Annotated in this window: 18 protein-coding genes and 1 riboswitch; of the genes, 5 read left to right on the top strand and 13 right to left on the bottom strand. The window is 38.2% G+C overall.

The window, feature by feature from the left end; all coding sequences use genetic code 11:
- Nucleotides 1-50: 50 nt before the first annotated feature.
- The 4 genes from AA0017_RS20495 to AA0017_RS20480 all read right to left on the bottom strand — a co-directional run bounded on the left by AA0017_RS20495 (nucleotide 51) and on the right by AA0017_RS20480 (nucleotide 5165).
- Nucleotides 51-1424, bottom strand: coding sequence for an ATP-binding protein (locus AA0017_RS20495; RefSeq protein ID WP_413377499.1), 1374 nt, complete (start codon nucleotides 1422-1424; stop codon nucleotides 51-53).
- Nucleotides 1421-2098 carry a response regulator transcription factor gene (locus AA0017_RS20490; RefSeq protein WP_413377497.1) on the bottom strand — a complete coding sequence of 226 codons (678 nt, stop codon included), beginning with the start codon at nucleotides 2096-2098 and terminating at the stop codon, nucleotides 1421-1423. The genes AA0017_RS20495 and AA0017_RS20490 overlap by 4 nt, the downstream gene beginning before the upstream one ends.
- Nucleotides 2099-2669: 571 nt before the next feature.
- Entirely contained in the window at nucleotides 2670-3800 is a 1131-nt protein-coding gene (gene ald, locus AA0017_RS20485; RefSeq protein WP_413377495.1) for an alanine dehydrogenase, read from the bottom strand.
- A 135-nt stretch (nucleotides 3801-3935) separates the two neighbouring features.
- Entirely contained in the window at nucleotides 3936-5165 is a 1230-nt protein-coding gene (locus AA0017_RS20480; RefSeq protein ID WP_413377493.1) for a PucR family transcriptional regulator, read from the bottom strand.
- A gap of 168 nt (nucleotides 5166-5333) precedes the next feature.
- On the opposite strand from AA0017_RS20480, the gene AA0017_RS20475 reads away from it, so the two are divergent.
- Both AA0017_RS20475 and AA0017_RS20470 read left to right on the top strand, forming a co-directional pair.
- The gene (locus AA0017_RS20475; protein WP_413377492.1) at nucleotides 5334-6731 is read left to right on the top strand and encodes an alanine/glycine:cation symporter family protein; all 1398 of its coding nucleotides are present in this window, start codon (nucleotides 5334-5336) and stop codon (nucleotides 6729-6731) included.
- A 329-nt stretch (nucleotides 6732-7060) separates the two neighbouring features.
- Nucleotides 7061-8455: an alanine/glycine:cation symporter family protein gene (locus AA0017_RS20470; protein WP_413377490.1), complete on the top strand. Its 1395-nt coding sequence runs from the start codon at nucleotides 7061-7063 to the stop codon at nucleotides 8453-8455.
- A 108-nt stretch (nucleotides 8456-8563) separates the two neighbouring features.
- Here the strand turns inward: AA0017_RS20470 and AA0017_RS20465 are convergent, their stop codons facing one another.
- The 5 genes from AA0017_RS20465 to AA0017_RS20445 all read right to left on the bottom strand — a co-directional run bounded on the left by AA0017_RS20465 (nucleotide 8564) and on the right by AA0017_RS20445 (nucleotide 12609).
- Complete coding sequence (locus AA0017_RS20465; protein ID WP_413377489.1) at nucleotides 8564-9286, bottom strand: class I SAM-dependent methyltransferase; 723 nt, start codon at nucleotides 9284-9286, stop codon at nucleotides 8564-8566.
- Nucleotides 9287-9514: 228 nt separating this feature from the next.
- Nucleotides 9515-10255: an ABC transporter permease gene (locus AA0017_RS20460; protein WP_413377487.1), complete on the bottom strand. Its 741-nt coding sequence runs from the start codon at nucleotides 10253-10255 to the stop codon at nucleotides 9515-9517.
- A 12-nt stretch (nucleotides 10256-10267) separates the two neighbouring features.
- The gene (locus AA0017_RS20455) at nucleotides 10268-11155 is read right to left on the bottom strand and encodes an ABC transporter ATP-binding protein (protein WP_413377485.1); all 888 of its coding nucleotides are present in this window, start codon (nucleotides 11153-11155) and stop codon (nucleotides 10268-10270) included.
- A gap of 35 nt (nucleotides 11156-11190) precedes the next feature.
- On the bottom strand, nucleotides 11191-11628 hold the full coding sequence (locus tag AA0017_RS20450; RefSeq protein WP_413377484.1) for a hypothetical protein: 438 nt from the start codon (nucleotides 11626-11628) through the stop codon (nucleotides 11191-11193).
- 27 nt (nucleotides 11629-11655) lie between these two features.
- On the bottom strand, nucleotides 11656-12609 hold the full coding sequence (locus tag AA0017_RS20445; protein WP_413377482.1) for a M23 family metallopeptidase: 954 nt from the start codon (nucleotides 12607-12609) through the stop codon (nucleotides 11656-11658).
- Nucleotides 12610-12873: 264 nt separating this feature from the next.
- On the opposite strand from AA0017_RS20445, the gene AA0017_RS20440 reads away from it, so the two are divergent.
- On the top strand, nucleotides 12874-13485 hold the full coding sequence (locus AA0017_RS20440) for a DedA family protein (protein ID WP_413377480.1): 612 nt from the start codon (nucleotides 12874-12876) through the stop codon (nucleotides 13483-13485).
- Between the two features lie 558 nt (nucleotides 13486-14043).
- Entirely contained in the window at nucleotides 14044-15789 is a 1746-nt protein-coding gene (locus AA0017_RS20435; RefSeq protein ID WP_413377478.1) for an L-lactate permease, read from the top strand.
- Between the two features lie 263 nt (nucleotides 15790-16052).
- Here AA0017_RS20435 and AA0017_RS20430 read toward each other — a convergent pair whose 3' ends face one another.
- The 3 genes from AA0017_RS20430 to AA0017_RS20420 are packed head-to-tail and all read right to left on the bottom strand — an operon-like array spanning nucleotide 16053 to nucleotide 18602.
- Nucleotides 16053-16895 (bottom strand): MetQ/NlpA family ABC transporter substrate-binding protein, encoded by an 843-nt coding sequence (locus AA0017_RS20430; protein WP_413377476.1) that lies wholly within the window; start codon nucleotides 16893-16895, stop codon nucleotides 16053-16055.
- 35 nt (nucleotides 16896-16930) lie between these two features.
- Entirely contained in the window at nucleotides 16931-17599 is a 669-nt protein-coding gene (locus AA0017_RS20425; RefSeq protein WP_413377474.1) for a methionine ABC transporter permease, read from the bottom strand.
- Complete coding sequence (locus AA0017_RS20420) at nucleotides 17586-18602, bottom strand: methionine ABC transporter ATP-binding protein (RefSeq protein WP_413377472.1); 1017 nt, start codon at nucleotides 18600-18602, stop codon at nucleotides 17586-17588. Before AA0017_RS20420 ends, AA0017_RS20425 begins: the two co-directional genes overlap by 14 nt.
- Nucleotides 18603-18684: 82 nt before the next feature.
- Nucleotides 18685-18790: riboswitch (SAM riboswitch) on the bottom strand.
- 199 nt (nucleotides 18791-18989) lie between these two features.
- On the opposite strand from AA0017_RS20420, the gene AA0017_RS20415 reads away from it, so the two are divergent.
- A complete protein-coding gene (locus AA0017_RS20415; protein ID WP_413377470.1) occupies nucleotides 18990-20084 on the top strand; it encodes an iron-containing alcohol dehydrogenase family protein in 1095 nt (364 codons plus the stop codon).
- Nucleotides 20085-20125: 41 nt separating this feature from the next.
- On the opposite strand, the gene eutH is transcribed toward AA0017_RS20415, so the two are convergent.
- Nucleotides 20126-21208: an ethanolamine utilization protein EutH gene (gene eutH, locus AA0017_RS20410; RefSeq protein ID WP_413377469.1), complete on the bottom strand. Its 1083-nt coding sequence runs from the start codon at nucleotides 21206-21208 to the stop codon at nucleotides 20126-20128.
- Nucleotides 21209-21210: the final 2 nt, after the last annotated feature.

Here is a 21210-nt window from a genome sequence, read left to right as displayed (position 1 = left end):
AACGGAAGATGAATAAAACGTTACAACTTTTTAAATTCCAGCCGCTTCTTTCAAACAATAGGCAGCATAACAGTAATACTTGTCCCTTTCCCTTTTTCAGAGCGTACCGTTAATTCACCATTATGTAAATCAACCACCTTTTTAACAATCGCTAATCCTAAACCGGCCCCTTCAATTTCCATCGTCCTTGAAGGATCAGCCCGATAAAAACGCTCAAACATTCTTTCTTTCTCTAGTTCAGTTAACCCCATCCCGCTATCTTCAATAGTGACCAAAACACGATGTTCTGCCGCTATCAAATCAATGCGAATGTCTCCACCTTGATGGTTGTACTTAATCGCATTACTCATTAAATTATCCCAAACACTCATACACATCGCCCGATCACCTGTGAATTCAATCTCTGATAGATGATATTGAAGCAAAATCTCCTTCTCAGACAACTTCCATTGATATCCTTTTAAAACCAATTTGATTTGCTCTGATAAGGAAAAAGTTTCTTTATGACGCGGTTGCTCCATTTGATTTAACGATGATAATACGAGCAACTGACTTGTCAAACTTGATAACCTTTCCGTCTCAGAACGAATAACTTGCAGGTGCTGACTCATTTCTTCTGTCGATAGTGATTCATCTTCCACTAAAGAAGTATAACCTTTTATATTCGAAAGAGGAGATTGAATATCATGTGAAATGGAGGAGATAAACTCATTTCTCATGCCCTCCGCTTCAGCTAATTGTTTGGCCATATCTTGAAAACTTGTAGCGAGCTCGCCAATTTCATCCTGCCTTTTAAAATCGAGCTTCACGTCAAAATCACCCTCTTGCACCGTTTTGGTGGCATGATTTAACTTTGAAAGCGGTCTAATTAAATAGTGAGCTAATGTCATTTCCAAAATCAAACTAAAAACGATCGTAAAACCTAATAGCCACGCAAATAAATAATGCATTTCACTAAAATGGAGTTTAATATCTGGTCTTAAAAATAAAGCGTATTGCTCCCCTTCATGTTCAACAGGCACCCCAATACTATTCCTTAATTCATTCGCAAAAAAGCCAGTTACAAATGTTTCACTCGGAAAATGAGCAATTCCATGAAAAGTTTCTCCATTTAAAACACGCCTTATGTTTGCTTCCTCCATCGTTTCGTCACGAAAGTCTTGTCCAAATTGCCAAGACTCCCCATCACTATTAAATAAACGCAGCTGATAACCAGTCGTGGCCAAAAAAGCTAGTGATTGTTGTAATTGATTTTGTTCGCTAACATAATCGGCCACTTCTAAAGCAATTTTTGTATATTTCTGATCATTTTGTTCCTTTAAAAAGTGTTGATAATAAACATTTGAAAGAAAAAAGGCCAACAATCCACTAATAAGCATAATGACCAATGTAAAAACAACAAAGGAGGAATATAGCGATCTCATCCTTCCTTCACCTCAAGGGAATACCCAACCCCACGGATCGTTTTTAAAGTTATTTTGTCAGTCATTTTCGTAAAACGCTCACGTAACCTCTTAATATGTACATCAATCGTCCGTTCATTTCCACTAAAATCGTGACCCCATACTTTTTCGATCAGCTGATCTCGTGTTAAAACTCGGTTTTTATTGGAAGCTAGAACATATAAAAGTTCAAATTCTTTCAATGGTAACATAAAAGTTTGACCGTGAACCTCTACCTCATAGCTTACCTTATTGATTTTAACCGGACCCGTTTGAATAATGAGTTCTGATTCCTGCTGACTACGTCTAAGCAAGGCTTTTATTCTAAATAAGAGCTCCTTTAATTCAAATGGCTTTACCAAATAATCATCTATCCCTAAAGCAAAACCTTTTTCTTTATCATGAAGTTGGCTTTTCGCCGTTAGCATAATGACTGGAATGTTTTGAGTATGTCGTAACTGTTTGACTAATTCATACCCATCCATTATGGGCATCATCACATCTATAATGACTAATTGGTATGTTTTCTGTTCTAAAAGATGTAAGGCAACTTCACCGTTTTCAGCCTGTCCTGTACGGTAGCCGTTCTCTTCAAGGTATTGGCTCACCATTTGGCGTAAATGCTTATCATCATCAACGATTAAAATCGATTGCATATAGTCACGTCCTTTCTATACTAGTTGTTATTGTAGCTGAAATTTTAATGAATAGACAGAGTGCGGCGTTTGATTTGGGTTTTGAGCTCTTATGATTGCCGAAGATAACAATTCAGACCCGCTAAGGGAATCATTGGCCCCCTATGATTCCCTTTGACATCATTTCAGACATGCTAAGGCAATCATTCGGCTCCTATGATTCCCCCTCACTCCCTTTCAAACTTGCTAAGGCAATCATTCGGCTCCTATGATTCCCCCTCACTCCCTTTCAAACTTGCTAAGGCAATCATTCAGCTCCTTTGATTCCCTTTCACTCCCTTTCAAACTTGCTAAGGCAATCATTCGGCTCCTATGATTCCCTTTGACTCGCTTTCACTCCTGCTAAGGCAATCATCCAGCTCCTATGATTCCCTTTGACATCTTTTCAGACATGCTAAGGCAATCATTCGGCTCCTATGATTCCAATTCACTCCCACTAACTCATTCATTCAGCTTCCTGAAGGCGATCCCGTACTGAAAAACCCCCTCTAAACAATCTTAGAGGGGGCAAAATCTATTTTATTTATGCTAATTAAACAGCTGCAACTTTGCTTAATGCATCTTGTACAGTTACTAATTCGTAACCTAGGTCACGTGCTACGGCTGGGTATGTTACATCACCGTTTGCTACGTTAACACCTAAAGCTAATGCTGGGTTTTCAGCAACCGCTTTTTCAACGCCTTTATTAGCAATTTGTAAAGCGTAAGGAATTGTTACGTTTGTTAATCCTAATGTTGATGTACGTGGAACAGCTCCTGGCATGTTCGCAACTGCATAGTGAACAACACCGTGCTTTTCATATGTTGGGTTATCGTGAGTTGTAATACGATCAACGGTTTCGAAAATACCACCTTGGTCGATAGCAACGTCAACAACAACAGAACCAGCAGACATTGATTGAATCATTTCTTCTGTTACTAATTTAGGGGCTTTTGCTCCTGGAATTAATACTGCACCAATAACTAAATCAGATTCTTTGACAGCATCTGCAATGTTCATTGGGTTAGACATTAATGTTTTAATGCTGTTACCGAAAAGGTCATCTAATTGACGAAGACGATCCGCACTTAAGTCGATCATTGTTACATCTGCACCAAGACCTACGGCGATTTTCGCTGCGTTTGTACCTACTACACCGCCACCGATAACTGTTACTTTACCACGTTTTACTCCTGGGATTCCAGAAAGTAAGATTCCTTTTCCGCCTTCTGGTTTCTCAAGGAATTGAGCACCAATTTGAGCAGACATACGGCCAGCAACTTCACTCATTGGTGTTAATAATGGCAATGTACGGTTCACTTCAACTGTTTCATAAGCAATCGCAATTACGCCACTTTCAACTAAAGCTTTTGCTAGTTCTGGCTCAGCTGCAAGGTGTAAGTAAGTGAATAAAATAAGACCTTTACGGAAATATCCGTATTCAGAACTTAATGGCTCTTTAACTTTCATAATCATTTCAGATTTTGCCCAAACATCTTTTGCTTCTGGAATGATTGTTGCACCAGCTTCTAAATAAACAGCATCTTCAAAACCGCTTCCAAGTCCAGCGTTTTGTTCAACTAGTACTTCGTGACCAGCGTTTTTAAGTGATACAACACCAGCTGGAGTCATTGCTACACGGTTTTCATTGTTTTTAATCTCTTTTGGAATTCCAATAATCATATATGTCATCCTCCTAAAAAGGGTTTATTAATGTTACCCCCTCAGTATAGGGTGATGATGTAAAAAAAGCATTGTGTGAGATATTAAAAATGTAAGCGTTTATTTGTGAAATTTCACAAACGGAAAATGGAACCCTTATTTTTGTTGAAGCATTTTTAAATCTAAATAAAGACCATGTTTTTGAACCGAGTCCTTTAATGAAACTTGGGTAATCTCTTGGATCCTTTTCAACCGATAATTAAGGGTATTAACATGGCAATGCAGCTCTTTTGCCGCCTCATTGACATTGCTATCCTTATCCAAGGTCACTTCTAATGACTCTAATAAATTGGTTTTATTTTCTGAATCATACTGTTTTAATCGTTCAATAATCGGATTAATAGGAATACGTTGAATCGCCTTTTGTTTTTTTAACAAATCGATGTACTTGAAAATTCCAAGCTCATGATAAAATTCAGCCTGCCCTAGTTCTTCCTCGTAAACTTGCTTTAATTGGACAACCTTTAATGCTTCTTCATAACTACTTTTGACAAATTGATAATCATCATAAGCATATCCACAGCCTGAAATGACATCACTGATTGCAAATCGTTCCTTCACCTGAGTCTTGAATGTATGAATAAACTCTTTCACATCCTTTAAATCTTCGTGACTAGAAGGAGAAATTAAAATAATAAGTTGATTTTCATCAAAGGTTTGAATAAGCAAATTAATCTTCTGCGTTGTTTTGGCGACATAAATAAGCTTTTTGGTTAAATCTTGATTCATTTCTGTAAAGGAAAAAACGAGTATAGTGAGAGGGTTGTTTGAATGAAAACCAATTTTCGTTAATTGGTCTTTAATCAGTCGATGATCACTTGCATCACCTGTAATCATTTGCCACAAAAGCTCTTGATGATTTTTTTCCTTCTTTTTCTTTTGAATATTAAGCTGAAGTAGTTGGCTCTTCGCTTTGCTTGCCGCTATCTTTAAATCAGATAAATCTTCTTTTGTTAACGATCGTCCTACCTCTAGTACCCAAATATAACCTAAAACTTCCTTATCTTTTCTAATCGATACAGCCACACGATTGCCAAGACCAATATCGTTAATTTGTGGAATAACTAGAGGTTCATCACTTTGATTTAACTTAGGGATGACGCCCTCCTTCCAAAATTTATTAATCACTCTTTCAGGAACTCTTCGTCCTATAATTGTCGAAATTCTTGCTTCATCTGTTCGGTCATCGTGGGAACTATACGCAAGCAGTTGATGGTTTGAATCCTCTAATGTAACTGGACATTTTAAACGTTCACTAATCACATCCACAAAGTCTTCTAATGAATCAAAAGGCCGGTTAAAAGGATGATGTTTATACTCACTCAATATCGAATTCTCCTTCTCATATGGAAAATTTTTGAATTATTATTTAAAAATGTAAGCCAAAATAATTTTATTCTGACAATTAAATTATAAACGAAACACATGTTACCCTAATATAGCACAGTTGAAAAAACAGAAAACAGAATTAAAGATTCAAGGAGTGAGTATTGCATGAACATTTTAGATATACTGGATTCGATAAATGCAGTATTATGGGGTCCTCCGAGTTTGATTTTATTATTCGGAACTGGTCTATTTTTAACTTTCCTCTTAAAAGGAATTCAATTCAGCCGATTAAAATATGCGTTTAAATTAGCTTTTTCTAAAGAAGGAAATAATTCCGACTCTGGGGATGGAGACATTAGTAATTTCAAAGCCCTAATGACAACGCTTGCAGCAACGATCGGAATTGGTAATATTGCCGGAGTTGCAACCGCTGTCACACTTGGGGGGCCAGGTGCGATTTTCTGGATGTGGGTCGTTGGTTTACTTGGAATGGCGACGAAATATGCCGAAGCCTTGCTTGCGATGAAGTATCGTGTCAAAAATAGTAATGGCGAATATTCTAGTGGACCGATGTATTATATTGAAAAAGGTCTTGGACCAAAATTTAAATGGCTTGCGATTGCCTTTGCTTTATTTGGGGCCTTTGCTGCTCTTGGTATTGGGAATAGTGTTCAGTCCAATTCGGTAGCCGATGTCGCGAGTAGTAGTTTCGGGGTTCCACATTGGCTAACAGGTGTCATTTTAATTATCTTTGTATCGTATCTCATTTACGGTGGTATTCAACGTATTAGTACCGTATCAGGTATATTTATTCCGATTATGGCGATCTTCTATATGCTCGGAGCTATTTTAATTATTGTTCTTAACTACAACTTAATCATTCCTTCCTTCCAATTAATTTTCCATCATGCCTTTAATCCTGTTGCAGCAACAGGTGGATTTGCTGGAATCATTGTTGCTGAAGCGATTCGAAATGGTGTAGCTCGTGGTATATTCTCGAACGAAGCTGGTCTTGGTACCGCTGCTTTAATTGCAGGTAGTGCCAAAGCCGACCACCCTGTGAAACAAGCACTTGTAGCAATGACAGGGACATTTATCGTAACAATTGTTGTGTGTACATTAACAGGTTTGACTTTAATCATTACAGGATTTTGGGATCAAACAGGTGGTCTAATATCTGGTGTTATACACGATCCTTCGCTTGAAGCAGGTGCTTTAACAGCAGCAGCTTTCGGTTCTGCCTTAGGGGTGGTTGGAGAATACATCGTCGCCCTCTCGATTATTTTGTTTGGTTCAACAACGATTGTTGGTTGGTATGTTTATGGGGAAAAATGTATCGAGTATTTAACGGGTCCAAAAGGGATTGCACCGTATCGAATTATCTATATTGCGGCGTGTGGACTTGGTACTATCGTCAGCCTACAAACCGTTTGGGCTTTTGCTGATATGGCCAATGCCTTAATGATGATTCCGAACTTAATTGCTCTTCTTTTATTATGGAAAGTCATTAGAGCGGAAACGAACGACTTCTTTGATAACCATTATAAATCAGCGAAATCATAAGAGAACAACTTAAATAAATATTATTGACTGTGTCAAATAATCTTCACTCCTCTATCGCAAAAATACTCAAAAGCGAAAGAGGGGTGATTTTTTGTGATTAAATACCACCACTCTTTATCTAAACTCCCTCCTCCACACATATAAGTTTTTAATATTCAATCACTTTTTATGACCGTTAAAACAGCATTTGCCCCTAAATTCAGATAGCACTTTCCTCAGAGTTAAATCGATTTCCCTTAAAAAGACACGATAAATATTCTCGACTGTTTCGCATAATCTTCAGTTCTCTTTCGCAAAATAGGACAAACAGCGTCAGAGGAGTGATTTTTTTGTTATTAGAGTTGTTAAACCGGATTAATTCGGTCTTATGGGGTCCACCCAGTTTAATTTTGTTATTTGGTACAGGTATATTTTTAACCTTTATATTAAGGGGAATCCAATTTCGTCATCTCATCTACGCCTTTAAGCTCGCTTTTAGTAAAGAAGGAAATAACGAAAATTCTGGTGAAGGTGATGTAAGTAATTTTAAAACCTTAATGACCACATTATCAGCAACGATCGGGATCGGTAATATTGCCGGCGTAGCGACTGGTGTTACACTTGGTGGTCCTGGTGCGATTTTTTGGATGTGGATCGTCGGTCTACTTGGAATGGCAACCAAATATGCGGAAGCCTTACTTGCCATGAAATACCGAATTAAAAACAGTAACGGGGAGTTTTCCAGTGGACCGATGTACTATATCGAAAAAGGGATTGGCCCAAAATGGAAATGGTTAGCAATAGCCTTTGCCTTATTTGGGGCTTTCGCCGCCTTAGGGATTGGAAATAGCGTTCAATCAAACTCAGTAGCGGATGTCGCTAATAATAGCTTCAATGTTCCAAACTGGGTTACAGGGATTATCCTAATTATTTTTGTTAGTGTGATCATTTATGGAGGAATTCAAAGGATTAGTGCTGTCTCAAGTTTTTTTGTTCCTCTGATGGCCGTTTTTTATATGTTAGGAGCTCTTTTAATTTTGATTTTAAACTACGACCAAATTATTCCGTCATTTGGATTAATTTTTCATTATGCCTTTAACCCAGTTGCCGCAACAGGTGGTTTTATTGGGATAACCGTTGGACAAGCGATTCAAAATGGAGTCGCTCGTGGTATTTTCTCAAATGAAGCAGGTCTTGGTACCGCTGCTCTGATTGCTGGTGTTGCCAAAGCCGATCACCCTGTGAAACAAGCATTAGTAGCGATGACCGGTACATTTATCGTTACCATAGTTGTATGTACACTTACTGGATTAACTTTAATTTTAACAGGCTTTTGGGATGCATCTGGAGGATTAGTTTCTGGGGTAACCCACGACCCAACGTTGGAAGCAGGTGCCTTAACTAGTGCCGCCTTTGGCTCAGTACTTGGCATTATTGGAGAATACATCGTATCGCTCTCGATTATTTTATTTGGAGCAACTACAATTGTCGGTTGGTACGTGTACGGTGAGAAATGCTTTGAATACCTCGTAGGAACGCGTGGTATTGCCGCTTATCGAATTATTTACATTGCCGCTTGTGGGATCGGAGCCATCGCTAACCTTGGAACCGTCTGGGCCTTTGCTGATATGGCCAACGCCTTAATGATGATCCCTAACTTAATCGGTCTCCTCCTCTTATGGAAAGTCATTCGCTCTGAAACGATTGATTTTTTTACAAACCACTTTAAATTAGCAGAAAAATAACGCTCAAAAAGCAAGGGATGAATCATTAGCCCTTGCTTTTTATCATTTATAAACCATCAAAAAGCGATTTAATTATGTACGAAGCTTATGTTCCAATTCCAACTTTTTTCATTCTCCTCTTGAAAACCCTTCCTTTTTGACCACATAGGTAATCGCTGTCGTTTTCATTAAAACCTTTGCCTCTCCTCTCATAATCGGATACTCTAATTTTTTTGTTAAGACCTTTTCCTTCTTCCAGTCCGAAAAGATCGAATCTAGCTTTTGAATCATGGCTTTAGTCGTTAAATTAACCTCTAATAATGGAGGGAGTACTTGTTCAAAAAAATGCGCTTCTTCCGTCATTTCTGTATTGATGACTAGACAAACATACCCGTCCTCTTTGACTCCTTTTTCTATCGATGCCAGAATAGAATCAAGTACATATTCTGATTCAACATGCTCCAATGCAGAAACAGCTACAACCAAATCAAAGGATTCTTTTGGAATAGGAAACATCGCAATATCCTGTTCGTAAAATTCAAGTACATCCTCCACCTGATATTGAAGACTATTTTCTTTCAGTTTTTCTATAGCTGTTCGTAATAAATCTACACAGACCACTTTCCCGTGTTTCTTCTGGATCGCTTTTGCCATAGCAATGCTATTCCGACCTACCCCACAGCCTAAATCTAACATTTTTACAGAAGCCCTTTGTTCAAAATAAGGAAGGAGCTGAAGAACCGATTGGACAGGTTTTGCTAACCATGTGCCTGCCTCATATAAATTAGCCTCTTTATAAAAAGTATCATGATACCTCTTTTCCTCTGCCCTAATATACTCAATGTTTTTCACTAGCGATAACCTCTTTTATAAAAATTTTAATTTGTAAACCATATCGCAAACAGGAAAAAAAGAACCATAAGTTTAACAATAATAACGCACGAAACACAAAAGTAAAAAAGGGCACTAACCACTTGATTATGTAAAACATTTCTCATCTATTTCACCACTTCCTATAAAAAGAAGAAAAGCGGCCACAGTTTAGCCTACATAAACCGCTTTTTTATGACTCTTATTCATTCAATTCTTTGACTGACTCAAAAATCGTTTATACCCAGCCAACGCCACTGCCATCCCAATTATCGTATAAATAAAGATCAACAGAAAAGTAATGCCTAAGCTCACAGAACTAGGTCCAACCGTAACCGCTGAGATCAACGACTGATGCGTCCAATATTGTGGAAGAAACTTTCCTATCGTTTGAACTGCTTCTGGTAGTATTTCAAAAGGCATCCAAAGGCCACCCAGAATCGCTGCTGCAAATGCAATAATTTGTGTAATCACTAAACCGGTGTTTTCTGTTTTTGAAAATACAGAAATCCCAATTCCCCAAGAAGTCACCATAAAAGCGAGACAAAGAGCAATCAAGAAATATAGAAATGGCTGTTCAATCGTTAAGTCGTATATAAAAATACCTATAAGAGATAAGACAACAACTTGCAAAAAGACGATGACCACAAAAGGAAGCAACTTCCCTAAAAAGTAACCGGGTACTGATAACGGTGTACTTGCAAGCCTTGCTACTAAGCCCTTTTCACGATCTTTCACAAAACTAATCACAATTGAAATAATGATAAAAATCGGGAAAAATACACTAAACCCAGTAATAATTTGGTTCACAACCTGTTCTCGGTCTGGTGCATTATTACCAAAGATAAACATGAATCCGACGATAAAAATAAACGGTAAAATCAACGTCCAAAAGACCAATGACTTATCTTGGAATTGCTTTTTAGCCTCCATTTGTGCGACTGCCCACATAAAACCCTCTCCTTATGCCGATTTATCTCTTAATTCTGTCCCAGTTAATGAAAAAAAGACATCCTCTAACCTTGGCTGCATTAATGATAGTTGATTTGGTTCTACACCTTCGACCTCACATTTTTTAGCCAATAAGGCAAGCTTCTTTAACGGTTTATCCGTCTTTATCACAAACCCACCATCTTTTTGAAAGACCTCTTCTTTATCAAGGAAATCATCAGGCAGTTCTCCTTTTATAAAAACTCCTGAGCCAGCATAACGACTTAATAATTCGTCAATACTTCCTTGCTCCACAACCTTACCTCTATCAATAAAAGCTACATAATCACAAAGACCTTCTACTTCCTCCATATAATGACTTGCGTAGATGATCGTCTTCCCTTCTTGCTTTAGCTTTCTAATCAGCTCAAAAATATGACGACGTGACTGCGGATCGACTCCAACTGTCGGTTCATCCATAATGACGATTTCTGGGGAATGAAGCAAAGCACACCCAATATTTAACCGCCTCTTCATTCCTCCCGAATAGGTCGTCACCTTCGATTTAGCCCTTTCCGATAAGCCAATATCTTCAAAGATAAGCTGCTGACGTTCTTGCAATTCCTTCCCTTTTAAACCATAAACCTGTCCAAAAAAGTTCATATTCGCTTGAGCCGATACGGTCTCTTCTAAACAAATATCTTGCGGTACATAACCAAGTGAAGGCTCTCCCTTATTATAAAGACTAACCTTTCCATCAAATTCTTTAAGTACACCCGCTAAAATTTTCATCAAAGTCGATTTCCCTGCTCCATTCGGTCCTACTAACCCAAAACAAATCCCCGTTGGAATCGTTAAATCGACCTTCTCTAAAGCGACTGTTTTGTCATATGTTTTACTAAGCCCACTAATTTCGATCATTCTTTCACACCTCTTTATGATTGATTTTGTGAAGTTCATGATGATCCTTTTCTTTGTCCAAAATCACCAATTTGATGATTAAGAGCAAATCTTTCAATTTCCAACTCCATTCCTTGAGGCAAAAAACGTATCAGACGCCAGGTAAAGCCACTTTCCCTTGTAATGAACACACTCTTATTGACACCACTATCTTTTATATGAATCATTTTTATTTTTTCTGGGGTTACTGCTGCATGATAAACTTTCAAATGATAAAGTCTAATTGTCAAAGCGATGGTCTCTTTATTGATGTTTACTTCAAAACGTAAACACAAAAGGCTTAAACAGAGTAAACTAAGAAACCCATATAACCAAACAAACGCAATATGTGTACTTGGCATTTCGATATAATAAATTTGTAAAGTAAACATTATAAGGGAGATCAGTAAGAACACATACCCTGGAAAAGTTCGATAATGGGCTTTATAAACCACAATCTTTCACCTCATATTCATTTAATATCAAAACCCACTCACCGTTTCCCCACGTACAGGATCTTTCTCCCCTTCTAACCGAATGCGCAGCGAGCTTGCTTCAAGCCAATTTTCGCTATCTGCCACATGATAATGGATATGCGGTTCACTCGAATTCCCAGAATTTCCGACTAATCCTAATCGTTCGCCTGCCTCTACTTCATCTCCAACAGCGACCACAATACTACCCTGTTTAATATGGGCAAGAACACTATATTCATCATTCTCATGTTTTATCACAACATGATTTCCAAGCGGCATTTCAGTATTCATCTCCGTATTTGGCACATTATCATGTACACGATTCTCGACCGAGACGACCTTCCCGCTTAACGGAGCAACAACCTCTTTACCAAATATAAAGTAATCCTCATTTTCTATGCCTTCCCCTTCAAAGGATTGATCGCCTTCCACTTGGATTAAATCATATGCATAACGCTGCACATCCAACGCATAATGATAATTTTGCAGTTCATTCAGCCCTCCCCAAAACACGTACATCTCCTCATTGATTGGCATTTCGTATATGTTTTCTGTGTAATTTTCATCATCATCAATGCCAATTGTAATAGGGGTTAATTGAATACCCTCTATTGTCATATCGTCGCCATAATAAACACGTATCCCTTTATCTCCTTCTTCGCTCACCCATAAGTATTCGTCCATACCCTGAGTAGCTAACTGGGATAGTTGTTCATAAGACGCTACTCCTTCATTAAAGCTAGCCCCAAGCTCCAAAAATTGTTCTAACGTAACCGCCAACTGAAACGCTTCATTCGTTTGGTAATAAATCGATTCAAACTTCCCATCTAAAAACTGTTCGCCAAAAAGCTCTGGTTCTATCACTTCCAAACTCTCACCTTCTTCCACCTTCTCATTGCTACAACTAATCAACATTATGAAACAAATAAGAATCCATTTACTTTTAACAATTAATTTCAACGTTTATCACCTTCACTCATTTCTTCTTACTCAGATACGTATTTCCAATAGAATAGTTTCGAATATTTAAAATTATCTATTGTTATTACTTCGTTTATTCCAAACCAAATCCTTCCATTATTTTTCAAATAAAAAACTCCCTTTTAAACAGGAGGGAAGTTTTCAGCATCTAACAAATCATTCATGAAAATGATACAAGCCTCGTATAGTTATAAAAGGATAGCATACCGTCAACAAAACATAATGATAAAAGGAGCTTAATCAATGGAGAATTGGATTATATCTGTCATGGAACAGTTAGGATATATCGGTATTATGGTTTTAATCGCTTTAGAAAATCTATTTCCACCGATACCGTCTGAAGTTATTTTAACTTTTGGTGGGTTTATGACGACACAATCAGATATGACATTAATCGCTGTGATTTTCTTTGCGACCATTGGCTCAACACTTGGCGCGGTTATTCTTTATTCGATTGGCTCTTTGTTAGGCTTAAAAAAAATGGAAGAGCTTGTGGAAAAGTACGGTCACATTATTCGCCTCACGAAAATCGACCTCTATCGTTCTTATGATTGGTTTGACCGATATGGGCCATGGACCGTTTTTCTCTGTCGTCTTCTGCCTTTAATTAGAAGTTTAATTTCTATCCCCGCTGGTATGGCGAAAATGAACCTTAGCTTGTTTATTTTGTTATCAGCACTAGGTTCACTTATTTGGAACACGATAATTATTAATATTGGAGCCCAAGTTGGAGAGTCTTGGGATTCTGTTCTCGTATATATGAACGCATACTCCAAGATTGTCTACATCATTATCGCTTCACTAATTGCCTTTTCTCTTATTCTTTTTATCCGAAGAAGGTTTTTCACGAGATGATTTAATCACTCTTTAATTTATACAGCAGAGGCGTCTCAAAAGCTCTTCCATATGCTTTTGAGAGCCCTTTTTGTAATGATTAACTTTATTGATACGACCCGTTTGATTAGTCCCTTGACTTTCGGTTTCGGTCTTCGATTATTCGTATTCTTATTTTTAAAACTGACCAATTTCATTACCTATTCTCGGTTATTCGCACCCTATTTTTGAAATCTGACTAGTTTCATTACCTATCCTCAGCTATTCGTACTCTAATTTTAAAATCAAACTAGTTTCATTACCAATCCACCCTTATTCGCACCCTCATTTCTCAATCTTGCTAGGTTCATTACCAATTAACCTTTATTCACTCCCCACCTCCCTCCAGATACAATCTCACCGCCTAAAAAACAGCTTCCCGCAAAGCTTCACCTAATTATTACCATATAAATATATGAAAGCGATTAAATAATTGATTGAAATACAGTTTAGTAGAAGCTATAATAAAAAACGTGTTGTATAACTGATCATCCGATCACATGATGATCAGTCGGATGAGTGAAAGGGGATTATTTACATATGGGTTCTGGTTTATTAGCATTACTTGCTGTAATTCCAATAATTACTGTCTTTTTCTTTTTAGTTATTTTACGTTGGCCCGCTAAACATGCTATGCCTATAGCGTTTGTTGTAACCGGCATCATTGCATTCTTTGTTTGGGAAACACCATTCAATGTGATTGCAGCTGCCAGTATGAAAGGGCTATCAACAGCGATCGAAGTCTTATTTATCGTTTTTGGTTCTGTATTATTATTAAACACACTTAAGCAAAGCGGTGCGATTAATACGATTCGTCAAGGGTTTATTGATATTTCACCTGACCGCCGGATTCAAGCGGTTATTATTTGCTGGTTATTCGGTTCATTTTTAGAAGGAGCTGCTGGCTGGGGTGCACCTGCAGCAATCGTTGCTCCATTACTTGTGGCCATCGGGTTCCCTGCTCTTGCTGCTGTAATGGTTGCACTTATTTTACAATCGACTCCTGTCTCTTATGGTGCGGTTGGAACACCAATCTTATCTGGTGTCCAAAGTGGTTTAGCAGGTGCTGAAAATGTTGCAGCAGAAGTCGCTTCATTAGGTATGACGATGGACGAATATGCTCGTATGATTGGTGGTCAAGTCGCCATTATCCACGGAATTATCGGAATATTAATTCCACTCTTTATGGTGACAATGTTAACTTTCTTTTTTGGAGAAAAACGTAATTTGAGAGCTGGATTTGAGGTCCTCCCATTTACACTATTTGCTGGTATCTCCTTTACGATCCCATCAATGCTTGTAGCCAATTTACTTGGACCTGAGTTTCCGTCTCTTTTAGGTGGATTAATCGGTCTTGCTATTGTCATTCCATTAGCGAAAAAAGGATTTTTAATGCCTAAATCAACTTGGAATTTCAAGAAAGAATCTGAGTGGGATCCAGAATGGACGGGTTCGTTAAAAGCTGAACCATTGACAGCCCCAACTGTAAGTGGCTTTAAAGCATGGCTCCCATATATTGTCATGGCTATTATCCTAGTGGTAACCCGCATTAATGTCTTACCATTTGGGAATTGGTTAAAAACATTAGAAATTTCCTTTACAAATGTATTCGATTCAGAAATATCATTTGCGAGTACACCATTATTCTTACCAGGATTTATTATGGTGGTCACCTCATTATTTGCCTACATTCTATATAGTATGAACAAAAATTCTTACGGCCGAGCTTTTAAAGAATCGAGTGGGATGATTGCTAAAGCAGCGCCTGCACTATTGTTTGCTGTTCCTATGGTACAAGTATTCATTAATTCAGGAGCAGGAACTGAATTAGCCAGTATGCCGATTGTTCTGGCTGAATATGTTTCCAATTTAGCAGGTGGCATGTGGCCATTATTTGCCCCTGTTGTAGGAGCGTTAGGTGCATTCGTAGCGGGGAGTAATACGGTTTCAAATATGATGTTCTCTCTATTCCAATTTAGTACAGCAGATAACATCGGTTTAAACCCTGCCTTTATTGTTGCCTTACAAGCAGTCGGTGGTGCAGCAGGTAACTTAATCTGTGTTCACAACGTTGTATCGGCTTCAGCAACTGCCGGTATTGTCGGTAAAGAAGGATTGTTAATTAGAAGATTGTTAATTCCACTTGCTTATTATTTAGCATTTGCCGGTGCAATCGGATATGTTTACTTTTACGGAGTTGGGTTTAACATCGGAACGATTATTATTGTCGGGATTATTGCCCTCTTAATTTTCTTAGCGGTTAAAAATCGTAAAAAATCAAATTAACCATAAAACAGCCATGCTAACGTGGCTGTTTTTTTATTTCCGCAAATAAAGTTGACCTAACGAGACATTCTCTCAGCTTGACTCAATCTTTTCAGTTAAAGTCTGAACCTACACCGGTGCTCTGCTCCATTGCTTCTGAATTTTCCACCCTAATTCTCCTCCTTAACCATGAAATCAAAAAAACGCCTCAAAGACCAATGCCTTCTTTGAGACGTTCCATTATTTATAGACTATCTATCTGTTTAACTTTAAGCCCTCTTATCCTATTTTCCCATCCAACCAGGCTTACCAAAACCTTTAAATTTCTCATCAATAATTGTTTCAAACTCTTCAGATTCAATCACTTCTTTAATATCTTGAACAAATTGAGCATCCGCATCCGATGTGTTAACCGCAACGACATTCCGGAATTGCTCAGGCATATCTTCTAGGATTAATGCTGCTGTTAAATCAAAATCCGCTGCTAAGGCAAAGTTTCCAGGTACAGCTGCTGCATCTTCATTTTCAACTAGGCGGGCTAATTGACCAGCTTCAACTTCTGGTAACTTGAGATTTTTTGGATTCGCTGTAATATCTTTAACCGATACACGTAATGGGTCGACATCGCCATTCACTTCAATCAATCCTGCATCCGCTAAGACACCTAATGTACGAGCTAAGTTCGTTGGATCGTTGGCAATCGCAATCGTGCTTCCATCTTCAATGTCTTCAAGTGAGTCGAATTTATTTGAATATAGACCCATTGGTGCAGTTGGTACAGCAATTAAATTAGTTAACTCTAAATTATTTTCTTCTGCAAATGACTCTAAATACACCGTATGTTGAAATAAATTCGCATCTAAGTCGCCATTAGCAAGAGCATTATTGGGTTGGACATAATCCGTAAACTCACGATTTTCAACTTCATATCCTTTTTCCTCTAATAATGGTTTAATCGCTTCATTTACCATGTCACTATATGGACCTGTTGTTGCCCCAAACATGATTTTTGTTTTTTCACTGTCTCCACTTTCTGTATCTCCTGTAGTTGCTTCAGAGCTTCCACAAGCCACTAAAAAAGCCATACTCCCTATAATCAATGCTGATTTTAAATAATTTTTTAACATCATTTTCTTCCCCTTCTCCACTCTATTTTTTATATTTAACGCTTGTCTACTGATTTTGCGATAAAATCCCCAAAGTATTGAATTGCTTGAACTAAAACAATTAAAATAATAACGGTCGCAAACATGATTGTATCTTCATAACGGAAATAGCCATATCGAATCGCAAAGTCACCAATTCCCCCACCGCCAACGGTTCCCGCCATGGCTGAGTATCCAATCAAACTAATCGCCGTAATCGTTAATCCACTAATCAAACCTGGTTTGGCTTCTGGCAAAATAATTTCTTTAATAATCAACCATGGTGAAGCACCTACCGCAACAGCCGCTTCAATGACTCCTTTATCAATCTCACGTACAGACGCCTCCACAATCCGAGCGTAAAAAGGAATCGCGGCAACAGATAGGGAAACAGACGCAGCAAGTGGTCCAATCGTCGTTCCAACAATCATTCCAGTCACAGGCATTAAGAATACGATTAAAATTAAAAACGGTACCGAACGAACGAGGTTAATGATAATTCCCGAAGCCACCTTCACAAAACGATTTTCTAAAAAGAGACCTTTATCGGTTACGTATAATAAAATTCCAAAAGGCAATCCAACAATTAAACCGACTGAAAGTGAAATACCAACCATAATCATCGTTTCAAGAAAGGCTTGATTAATCTCTGGTAATAATTCAATGATTCGATTAACGTCTAGCATCTTGAATCACCTCCACAAAAACGTGCTCTTCTAAATAAGCAATCGCTTTTTTGACTTCCTCTTCTTCCCCTACTAGTTCGAAAATAAAAATTCCGAGCGGTGCTTCACCGATGTATTCGACCTTTCCGTGTAAAATATTGCCTCGAACAGAGAACGCTTGAAGCATGTCCGATACGACAGCATCACTGGCAATCCCTCCACGGAACTGCAAGCGTAAAATCGTACCTTCACATTCAGAAAGAAGCTTTTGTGGCAATTCGAAATCAAGGACCGTTTGAATAAATTTTTTCGTTAACTCATTTTGAGGTTCAGCAAAAACGTCATATGTTTGACCTTCTTCCACAATTTCTCCGTCCTGCATGACGGCACAGCGATGGCAAATTTCTTTAACGACTTCCATCTCATGTGTAATTAACACGATAGTAATGCCAAACTCACGGTTAATTCGTTTTAATAAAGCTAAAATTGACTTTGTTGTTGTCGGGTCGAGGGCAGATGTCGCTTCATCACATAATAAGACTTTTGGATTGTTGGCAAGTGCCCTGGCAATACTGACACGTTGGCGCTGTCCCCCACTTAACTGAGCCGGATATTCATTCGCTTTATCAGCTAATCCCACAAGGTCTAATAGTTCCGTGACACGTTCCTTTCTTTTATGCACACTTTTCACTCCAGCAGCCTTTAACGCAAAAGCGACATTATCAAAAACAGTCTTCGAAGCCACTAGATAAAACCCTTGAAAGATCATCCCAATCGATTGTCTCGCTTCTCTTAATTCCTTGCTTGAAAGACTTAACAAATCCACATTATCAATATATATATGTCCAGATGTAGGACGTTCTAATATATTTAAGCAGCGAATCAATGTACTTTTCCCAGCACCACTATAACCAACGATTCCAAAAATTTCTCCTTTTTTTATATCAAGCGAAACTTCCTTCAATCCGATAACTTCTTTTGTTTTTGTTTTAAAAACTTTATTTAAATTCTCAACTTTAATCATCTTCAACCTCTCCCATACATAACAAAACCTTACCAATACAAAAAACCACTTCCATTCAGAAAGAGGCTGATTTAACACTAAATCTTTATCTTCCAGAATGCACCCATTCTGCAGGAGGTAGCACCACTCCACTTGGAAGGTTGCTGTGACTTCACTAGGCCTGTTCCTTCAGTCACTCTTGATAAAATCTATTTGATTTAAATAATAGAATAATCGGAATAAAATCATTTGTCAATCAAATTTTATTATTTCGGTAAAGCGTTAATGAGTGAATCCAAAAACTTTCTTAAAAAAGAGCTTGTTTGGAAATTGACGATTCCATCGATAGGTGTCATAATTATCCGAATATAAAAATAAGATGCCCATTTATAGCAAAAGGAGTTCAAAATGGAGACAATCCAAGTACAGGGTGCCCCTAACTTTTATCAATGTCATCAAGGTGTATTACATAGCTTACCAGAAAAAATAAAGAAACATGGTGCAACAAAAGCTCTTATCTTGCATGGGGAAAAATCATGGAACGCCGCTAAATCCTTTCTCCCTTTGTGGCCTATTTCTGTTACTCACCTTTCCCATCGTAAAAAATGTACACACGAGGAAACAAAACGTATTTCTGCAGTGATCTCTGAAGAAAAAATCGATTTAATCATTGCGGTCGGTGGTGGGACTTGTTGTGACTTAGCCAAAGCGGCCGGACATACTACGAATACAGACGTCATTTTAATACCCACACTCGCATCCAACTGTGCAGCTTGGACACCCTTAAGTGTTTTTTATGATCAGTCTGGAAATTTTGTTGAATATAAAGTTTTTCCAAAATCAACCTATATGGTTTTAGTTGAGCCAGCCATTATTTTGAATTCACCAAAGGACTATTTAAGAGCTGGCATTGGCGATACACTAGCCAAATGGTATGAGGCAGACGTTTTAATTCGACCTCTTTCCGAAAAAACGATTCCCATTCAAATTGCTCATCATGCTGCAAAACTTTGTAAAGAACAACTCATACTGGACGGTGCAGCCGCTCTTTTGGCACAAGAAAATAACCAGTTATCAGATGCTTTTATTCGTGTCGCTGAGACGATTATTTTAGCAGGAGGAATGGTTGGGAGCTACGCCGATCAGTACGGTCGTATTGCTGCGGCTCATTCGATTCATAACGGCTTAACCAAAGTAACCGAAACCGCATCAGTCCTACATGGTGATAAAGTAGCCTATGGCATTCTCGTCCAACTTGTATTAGAAAAACGGTTCGTTGAAATCATTAAATTATTGCCTTTTTATAAAAGTTTATCCTTGCCCATCTCTTTAAAAGAACTAAACATCCAAGAAGAACGACTTGAAGAAGCAACTCAAATCACCGCAACGGCTTCCACTCAAGCTGATGAATCGATTCATTTAATCGGTGAAATCAATCCAAGTGACGTAGCTAAGGCGATGAAAGAACTTGAACAATGTGTCAGTCAATATTCCTCCATATAGTCAAAATAGACAACGAACAAAAAAGCCTTGAATCCTAACATTCAAAGGCTCTTTTCTGATTTGGTAAAAAGAAGAGAAACGACTATCGCACTTACCCCTGCGGTTAACTTTCCAATAATCATTGCAGAAACCATTTCTTGATTCATACCGGCTACAAACCCTAGATGTCCACCAAAAACAAAAGCACCACTTACAGCAAAGGCAATATTGACCACTTTGCCACGCTCATTCATATCTTTAAGCAATGCAAACATCGGAATAATGTGGGCAAGAGAGGCAATCACCCCTGCTGTCGACTGTTCGTTTAATTTCACCAGCGAACCCGCTTTATTTAACGGTCTTGATAAAACCTTTGTCATGACCGCAACAAAAGGAAAGGCACCCGCTAAAACGATGGCGATTAATCCCACTGTTTGAACACCGTCAGCTAATGGTGCTAACCCTGGAATCAAAATAAAGCCGGTTAATGTTTCAATCGCAATCGCAACAAGACCAAAAATGGCGAAACATGTAATGAACGTTCCAAATATTTGGAATAGCTTAATCATTTGTTTCATAAAAAAGATGAGCCCACTCATAATAATGACCGAAAACAAAATAGGAATAATTAAATTCCGTAAGATAAGTTCCATGTCAAAACCGGCCACAAGTCCACCGACCAAACAGCCGATTGGAATCGTACAAAGGCCAATTAAAATACCTTTTGCAAAATAAGGGTGATCGTTTTTTTCGATTAAACCTAGAGCAACTGGAATCGTAAAAGCAACAGTTGGACCAAACATCGTACCGAGCATTACCCAAGCAAACAGCGCGGCCTCTTCTGATTGGGCCATCTCTTCCGCCAACGCATATCCACCCATATCTAGAGCCAAGATCGTATTCGCAAAAGTGGCTGGATCGGCTCCAACTATTAAATAGAGCGGGCTTATGATCGGAATCAAAATACCCGCTATAACAGGAGCTAATGAAACAATACCTACGATAACGAGGGCAAGTGGCCCCATTGCCATAATACCTTCCTTGAATTTTCCCCCTAAGCCAAGTCGATTGCCAATACAGTAATCAACAGCCCCTAAAACAAGAAAAATGGCTAAAATACTGATGATGACTTCATTAATGCTCATTT

The sequence above is a fragment of the Alkalihalobacillus phoenicis genome, assembly GCF_047302405.1.
In the GTDB taxonomy this organism is placed as follows: Bacteria; Bacillota; Bacilli; order Bacillales; family Bacillaceae_D; genus Alkalihalobacillus.
This window is presented reverse-complemented; position numbering and strand designations above follow the sequence as displayed.